General features: G+C 62.5%; 1 protein-coding gene. It reads left to right on the top strand.

What is annotated here, in order from left to right; translation table 11 throughout:
• Window positions 1–155: 155 nt before the first annotated feature.
• Window positions 156–778 (top strand): IS1634 family transposase (locus tag DNK49_RS23120; RefSeq protein ID WP_424445309.1); only part of this gene is annotated, 623 nt, incomplete at its 3' end.

Raw genomic sequence — 778 nt, 5'->3', positions numbered from 1 at the left:
CCCGAGTTCGACACTTTTCGCGTGACATCGCCATGAACTGGGCATCAAGTGCTTACAGAACAAGCATTTAGCGTTTTGCTGGCAGAGGTCGTGTAGGGACACTATTTTTCACTCAGACCATTGACGGCAAGCTTTCTGCGCTCTACCGTGCAGACATGTTCGTGAAGATCACCACTTCCGGTTCGCGCCAGTACGTCAAGCTCGTGGAAGCCTTCCGCGACGAGGCGGGCGTGTCGCGTCAGCGCGTCGTTGCCACGCTGGGCCGTCTTGAGGCGGTGCAGGCCGGCGGGTCCAACTCGCTCGTCAATGGACTGTTGCGTGCGGCCGGCAAGCCTACGCTCGACGAAGGGACCGGCGAAACGACGTTTGCGCCTGCGCGCTCGGTGGGCGACACCTGGCTGCTGACAGCGCTGTGGAAGGAACTGGGGTTTGCCGACGCGTTTCGTCGCGTACTGCGTAACCGGCGCTCGTTCGATGCCGAGCGTCTGCTGCGGGTGATGGTGTTCAATCGCCTGTGCGACCCGGAATCCAAGCGCGGCATCCTGCGCTGGCTCGAAGGGGCGCTGGTGCCTGAGGTGCCGGCGGAGTCGGTGACGCATCAGCACCTGCTGCGCACGATGGACACCCTCATGGACTGTGCCGATGCGCTCGAAGCCACGCTGGCAACGCTGTTGCGCCCGTTGCTCGATCAGGAGCTGTCGATCGTCTTCTACGACCTGACGACGATTCGCGCCGAGGGCAGCACGGAGATGAGTGAGGAATTGCGCCGCTTCGGCTT

It is taken from the genome of Parazoarcus communis SWub3 = DSM 12120 (assembly GCF_003226565.1).
In the GTDB taxonomy this organism is placed as follows: Bacteria; Pseudomonadota; Gammaproteobacteria; order Burkholderiales; family Rhodocyclaceae; genus Parazoarcus; species Parazoarcus communis.
Note: the sequence above shows the minus strand (reverse complement) of the source record. Positions and strands in the feature narration are given on the sequence as shown.